This window comes from Arthrobacter sp. I3 (genome assembly GCF_000520575.1).
GTDB lineage: Bacteria > Actinomycetota > Actinomycetes > Actinomycetales > Micrococcaceae > Arthrobacter > Arthrobacter humicola_A.
This window is the reverse complement of record NZ_KI914902.1, coordinates 155519-162170: the sequence shown is the minus strand read 5'-3', so window position 1 is coordinate 162170 and position 6652 is coordinate 155519. Positions and strand designations below refer to the sequence as shown.

Here is a 6652-nt window from a genome sequence, read left to right as displayed (position 1 = left end):
TTACAGGTGTGGCCGGCGGCCCGAAAATCTTTGGCTGGCACCGCAGTGCCGGATGGATCCCCCGGAGAAAACTGCCGGGAGGAAGCGTCGACTAACCTATGCGACGGGAATCAACCTCGTCGTCGTCGTCTTCCACATCGTCCGCGTACTTATCCACATACGCTGAATAATCCGGTTCAACCGGGTCATCCGCGAAGTGGCTCGTGGCACGACTTCCCGGGCCCGTGAGCTCGCGCTGAAGGGCCGAATAGTCAGTGTTCGGGGAGTAGTACTTGATGTCCCGAGCCTGCTTGGTAGCTTTTGCCTTTTGACGGCCGCGCCCCATGGCGTGACCCCCTTTTGTACTTGGACCGGAGGTGGTCACCTTTTGGCGATCGGTGAGGCCCCGGAATGTTTGGTCAATTTGTCGTACACCTAGATTACATGCTTTCGGCGCCAACTGCTCGCCGGCCCGCCCCCTGTGGACAGTGTGGCGCCTCCCGCAACGGTGGCCGCAGCCGCTGGCGCATGCACGGTGCCGCGCATCTTCGATAGAGTTTCGTGATGTGCGCCCAGAAAAGGGCCGCTACGCCGGGCCTCCAGCCCCGGCAAAGACGCACGGAAGTGGTGAATTTCTCAGTGACCGAAGAGAATCCAAGGAACGACGCCGGGGCCATCCCGCCGCCGCCCTCGAGGCCGCCGACGTCCGCCCTGCCCGTCATTACAGCCGACCGTGCGCGGCCCACGAATCCTGCGGCGGCACCCGCAGCGGCGAAACCCGCGCGCCCGGCCCTTGCCGGCACCGCGTTCGCCGGCGCCAGGAAAGCGCTCTCACGCACCAAGAAGGCTCTCTCACGGCGGGCACGCCCCCTGGTCCGCCGGATCCGCCGGCAGGGGCCAAAGCGGCTCGGCGTGGCCGCGGCCGTCCTCGTGGTGCTTGCGCTTCTGGTCTGGTGGGCTGTGGCCGCATTTGCCGGCAGCGGCCAGGCCTCCGCGGAAAACGACAGCCCGGCCCCCGCCGCTTCGTCGGCGTCCGCACCCGCCAGCCGCGGGGCGTTGCCGCTGGAGGGCGTCAGCCCCTTGGACTTCCAGCTGCGGGACTGCTTCAAGGACTTCGACCCGGATGCGCAACAGTCCACCGTCGTGGATTGCGCCACCGGCCACTCGGCGCAGCTGGTCGCCGTGGAAAAATACGGGCCAGATGACTCGTACCCCGGCCGGGACCAGCTCAAGCAGAAGGCACGCGATGTCTGCAAGGCGGCTCCGCTCACGGCAAAGGCCGGCGACTACGACCTGAGCTACAAGCTGGCTTACCCGAGCCCGCGCAGCTGGGAGATGGGCGACCGGCGGGTCGACTGCTACGCCGCGACGAACGGCGGAAACGTCATCAAGGAGTCCCTGCTTCCCTAGGCTTGCCCGGCGGCGCCTACTCCTTGCGCCGGACCGAGAGCCCGGTGCCCGTGGCCGCGCCGCCGCTGGTCAGCTCCCTGTCCCCCAGCCCGCCCATGGTGAGTTCCATCAGGTCCGGCGCGGTGTCCACCAGGACGGTGTCGCCGTCGGCGATCTCGCCGGCCAGGATGGCCTTTGCCAGCCGGTCGCCGATCTCGCGCTGCACCAGGCGGCGCAGCGGCCGCGCGCCGTACGCGGGATCGAAGCCGGATACGGCCAGCCAGGCGCGGGCACCCTCGGTAACTTCGAGGTTCAACCGGCGGCCCTTGAGCCGCTCGCCCAGCTCCTTGACCTGCAGTTCCACGATCCGGGAGAGCTCCTCCACGCTCAGCGGATCGAACAGCACCACTTCATCGAGCCGGTTGAGGAACTCCGGCTTGAAGGAAGCGTTGACCGTGGCCATGACGGCGTTCTTCTTGGCCGCGGCGTCGAGGTTGGGGTCCACGAGGAACTGGCTGCCCAGGTTCGAGGTGAGCACCAGGATCACGTTGCGGAAGTCCACGGTGCGGCCCTGCCCGTCGGTGAGCCTGCCGTCGTCGAGCACCTGCAGGAGGATGTCGAAGACCTCCGGGTGGGCCTTTTCCACTTCGTCGAGCAGCAGCACGGAGTACGGGCGCCGCCGCACGGCCTCGGTAAGCTGGCCGCCCTCCTCGTAGCCGACGTACCCGGGAGGCGCCCCGACGAGCCGGGCCACGGAGTGCTTCTCCGAATATTCGGACATGTCGATCCGCACCATCGCGCGCTCGTCGTCGAAGAGGAAGTCCGCGAGGGACTTGGCGAGTTCGGTCTTGCCGACGCCGGTGGGGCCGAGGAACAGGAACGAGCCGGTGGGCCGGTTGGGGTCGCTGATCCCGGCGCGGGCGCGGCGCACGGCGTCGGAGACCGCGGCGACGGCCTGCTTCTGGCCGATCAGCCGCTCGCCCAGCACGTGCTCCATGTTCAGCAGCTTCTGGCTCTCGCCCTGGAGCATGCGCCCCGCGGGGATGCCGGTCCACGCCGAAATCACCTCGGCGATGTCGGCGGCGGTGACCTGGTCGGCCACCATCTGCCCGGACTTGTCCGGCACGGCCGCTTCGGCCTCGGCGGCGGCGTTCAGTTCCCGTTCCAGGGCGGGGATCTCGCCGTAGAGGATCCTGGATGCGGTCTCCAGGTCCCCCTCGCGCTGGGCCTTGTCCGCGGCGGAGCGGAGCTCGTCAAGCTTGGCCCGCAGGTCGCCCACCCGGTTCAGGCCCGCCTTCTCGGCCTCCCACCGGGCGTTCAGGCCCGCGAGTTCCTCTTTCTTGTCCGCCATGTCCGCCCGCAGGGCCGCGAGCCGTTCCACCGAGGCGGGATCGGTCTCGCCGGCCAGGGCCAGTTCCTCCATGGTCAGGCGGTCTACCTGGCGGCGCAGCTGGTCGATCTCCTCCGGGGCCGAATCGATTTCCATGCGCAGCCGGGACGCGGCCTCGTCCACGAGGTCGATCGCCTTGTCCGGCAGCTGCCGGCCGGAGATGTACCGGTTGGAGAGCGTCGCGGCCGCTACGAGGGCGGAGTCGGAGATGGAGACCTTGTGGTGGGCCTCGTAGCGTTCCTTGAGGCCGCGCAGAATGCCGATGGTGTCCTCCACGCTGGGCTCGCCCACGTAGACCTGCTGGAACCGGCGCTCCAAGGCGGGGTCCTTTTCGATGTTCTCGCGGTACTCGTCCAGCGTGGTCGCACCGATGAGGCGCAACTCGCCGCGGGCCAGCATGGGCTTGAGCATGTTGCCGGCATCCATGGAGCTGTCCCCGGTGGCGCCGGCACCCACCACCGTGTGGAGCTCGTCAATGAACGTGACGATCTGCCCCTCAGAGTTCTTGATCTCTTCCAGGACAGCCTTGAGCCGCTCCTCGAATTCGCCGCGGTATTTCGCCCCGGCCACCATCGAGGCGAGGTCCAGGGCGATCAGCGTCTTGCCGCGCAGGCTTTCGGGCACGTCGCCTTCCACGATCCGCTGGGCGAGACCCTCGACGACGGCGGTCTTGCCGACGCCGGGCTCGCCGATGATGACGGGGTTGTTCTTGGTGCGGCGGCTCAGGACCTGGATGATCCGCCGGATCTCGGCATCGCGGCCAATCACAGGGTCCAGCTTGCCCGAGCGGGCGACCGCCGTGAGGTCCGTGCCGTACTTCTCCAGCGCCTGGAACGAGTTTTCCGGGTCCGCGTTGTCCACTTTGCGGTCGCCGCGGACGCCCGGGAGGGCGGCCAGCAGCGCCTCGTGGGAGGCGCCGGCCTGGCGCAGGAGCTTCCCGGCGCCGTCGGTCCCGGCGGCAAGGCCCAGCAGCAGGTGTTCGGTGGAAACATAGGCGTCCCCGAGCCGCTCGGCCTCGTTCTGGGCATTCTTGATCGCCTGCAGCCCTGCCCGGGACAACTGCGCCTGCTGCACGCTGCTCCCGGAGGTCGACGGAAGGGCCTTGATGGCGGTGCTCGCCTGGACGCTGACGGCGTCCGGGTCGGCGCCGGTGGCGCGGAGCAGCGCGACGGCGACGCCCTCCCGCTGGTCCATGAGGGCCTTGAGCAAGTGAGCGGGCTCGAGCTGCGGGTTGCCCGCGGTCGAGGCGTTCATGGCGGCCGCAGCGAGGGCCTCCTGGCTCTTGGTGGTGAATTTGGCGTCCAACGAGGGCTCCTTCCGGAATGGTCCTGATATCAAAGTTGAGTCTACATCGCTCAACTTTGAAATGAGGGAGGCTGGCTCCATGTTTGCCGACAGCGAAACGCCTGTCTAGGGCCGGCCACCCGGACGCCCGGACGCCCCCTGCCGCGGGACATGCCCACCCCTGCGCCCGAAGAGTGGACTTAGCGCCACTATGCCCAGCGCCCGGGCCCACGGCTGGACATGTCCCCCCGGCTCGGGCACCAACAATGAGCATGTCCCCCCGGCCCGGGCATCAACAATGAGCATGCCCCTCGGGCCGGGCGTGAACAATGAGCATGCCCGGCGGCCGTCAGCCTGCGCGGCTCGCGTGAATGACTTAACGTTGCTTAACGATCGGCGGGCTCCTTACTGTAACTGGGGTCACAGCAAAACGAACCGACGCGAAGGAGGGCCGGACATGCACGAACACGCCATAAGCACCACCGTCGACGGCCCCGTACCGCCGGTTTCGGCCGCTGCCGTGGCCCGCGCCGCAGGGGTTTCCTCGGCCGCGGTTTCCTACGTCCTCAACGGCAAGGGCGGCGTCTCGCCCGAGACCCGGCGCCACATCATCCACGTGGCAAACGAGCTCGGCTTCAGGCCCCGTAAGCCGTCGCAGTCAACCGACCCGCAGCGGACCCGGGTCATCGGGCTGATCCTGCCGAACATCATCAATCCGATGTTTCCGCGCTGGGCGCAGGGCGTCATCACGGCCGCGGCGGAGTCCGGCTACGAAGTGTTCGTCGCCACCACCCAGGACGATCCGGAGGTGCTCGCCCAGGTGACCTCGACGCTCGCGCACCGCAACGTCGATGGCATCATCCTGGCCGCCTCGCTCCGGGACGACGCCACCGCGCTCCGCACGCTGAGGGCGGCCCGCATCCCCTACGTGTGCCTGTCCCGCCGGGCGGACTTCCTCGACTCGGATTTCGTCGGGATCGACGACGACGCCGCAGCCACCACGCTGATGCAGCACATGCTCAGCCACGGCTTCACCGAAATCGCCACCGTGATCGGCCCCCGGTTCTCAACGGCCTCCCTGGCCCGCGAACAGGCGTTTGTCCGCACAGCCGCCGCGGCGGGTATCACGATCAGCGGCGACCGGAAGATCAGCACCAGGGTCAACAACGAGGGCGGCAGGCTGGCGGCGGAGCGGCTCTTCTCGGCCGGAACGCCGCCTCAGGCCGTGGTGTGCGGCAGCGACGAGCTTGCCATCGGCGTCATGGAATACGCCTTGTCGCGCGGCCTTCGCATCCCGGACGACGTCGCCGTCGCCGGCTGTGACGGGCTTCCGCACAGCCGCTCCGGCCTGATCAACCTGACCAGCATTGTCCAACCGCAGCAGGAAATGGCCAACGAGGCGTTCGCCATGCTGCTCAAACGCATCGATTCCCCGTCCGCCACCTACACCTCGAAAGTGTGCCGGCACCGCCTGCACGTCGGGCGGACGTGCGGCTGCACGCCCCCTGACAGCTGAGGCCGCGCCATACGCGGGGCAGCCCGTCCGCGGCCAGCCCCACCCAATCCCGCGACCCTGACGAACCACGCGCCGCGCGCACTGCCGCGGCCGCCTACCTCCCGTTTGCCCTTTCCGCATGCCCTCCCTGACCACCTATCCCGCCAACGAGCCAAGGACCCCGACCCATGTCAGTTGTATCCGCAACAAAGAAGATGCGCACACCACAGGAAATCAACGGCGTGATCTTACGCCGCGTCATGCCGCTGCTGATCGGCGCCTACATCATGGCCTTCCTGGACCGCACCAACATCGGTATGGCCAAGGACCGGCTGGAGATCGACCTCGGCATCTCGGCCACCGCGTACGGCATCGGCGCCGGGCTCTTCTTCCTGACCTACGCCCTGTCCGAAATCCCCTCCAACCTGATCATGCACAAGGTCGGCGCCCGGTTCTGGATCATGCGGATCATGATCACCTGGGGCATCATCTCCGCCGGCATGGCCTTCGTCCAGGGCGAATGGTCCTTCTACATCATGCGGATGCTGCTCGGCGTGGCCGAGGCCGGACTCTTCCCGGGCGTCATGTACTTCCTGACGCAGTGGTTCGTGGTCAAGGACCGCGCCAAGGCCAACGGCATGTTCCTGCTCGGCGTCTCCATCGCCAACATTGTCGGGGCGCCGCTGGGCGGGCTGCTGCTGACCTTTGACGGGCTCGGCGGCCTGCACGGCTGGCAGTGGATGTTCCTCGTCGAAGGACTCCCGGCCTGCGTCCTCGCCTACGTCGTCTGGAAGAAGCTCCCGGACCGCCCCAGCATGGCAACGTTCCTCACCGCCGAGGAATCCGCCGATCTCGAGGCCCGCATCGCCGCCGAGGAGACCGCCGGCGCCGCGGCCTCCGGCAACCACCTGCTCCGCGATGTCCTGAAGGACAAGCAGATCCTCCTCGTCGTCGGCGTCTACTTCACCCACCAGATCGCCGTCTACGCCCTGTCCTACTTCCTGCCCTCCATCATCGGCACGTACGGCAAGCTCAGCCCGCTGCAGATCGGCCTGCTGACGGCCATCCCGTGGATCTTCTCCGCGGCGGGCGCCCTGCTGGTCCCCCGCTTGCGG

At 68.0% G+C, this 6652-nt stretch carries 5 protein-coding genes; 3 read left to right on the top strand and 2 right to left on the bottom strand.

Annotation, left to right across the window (positions count from 1 at the left end; translation table 11 throughout):
- Nucleotides 1-91 precede the first annotated feature (91 nt).
- Nucleotides 92-325, bottom strand: a complete 234-nt coding sequence (locus Y706_RS23425) for a DUF3073 domain-containing protein (RefSeq protein ID WP_018774150.1) — start codon at nucleotides 323-325, stop codon at nucleotides 92-94.
- Nucleotides 326-606: 281 nt separating this feature from the next.
- On the opposite strand from Y706_RS23425, the gene Y706_RS0103470 reads away from it, so the two are divergent.
- Nucleotides 607-1389 carry a septum formation family protein gene (locus tag Y706_RS0103470; RefSeq protein ID WP_052354998.1) on the top strand — a complete coding sequence of 261 codons (783 nt, stop codon included), beginning with the start codon at nucleotides 607-609 and terminating at the stop codon, nucleotides 1387-1389.
- A gap of 16 nt (nucleotides 1390-1405) precedes the next feature.
- On the opposite strand, the gene clpB is transcribed toward Y706_RS0103470, so the two are convergent.
- Nucleotides 1406-4063, bottom strand: a complete 2658-nt coding sequence (clpB, locus tag Y706_RS0103465) for an ATP-dependent chaperone ClpB (protein WP_028275474.1) — start codon at nucleotides 4061-4063, stop codon at nucleotides 1406-1408.
- Nucleotides 4064-4499: 436 nt separating this feature from the next.
- Here clpB and Y706_RS0103460 point away from each other — a divergent pair, with 436 nt between their 5' ends.
- The gene (locus tag Y706_RS0103460) at nucleotides 4500-5558 is read left to right on the top strand and encodes a LacI family DNA-binding transcriptional regulator (RefSeq protein WP_043434495.1); all 1059 of its coding nucleotides are present in this window, start codon (nucleotides 4500-4502) and stop codon (nucleotides 5556-5558) included.
- 167 nt (nucleotides 5559-5725) lie between these two features.
- A partial coding sequence (locus Y706_RS23420; RefSeq protein WP_052354999.1) for an MFS transporter occupies nucleotides 5726-6652 on the top strand: 927 nt, incomplete at its 3' end.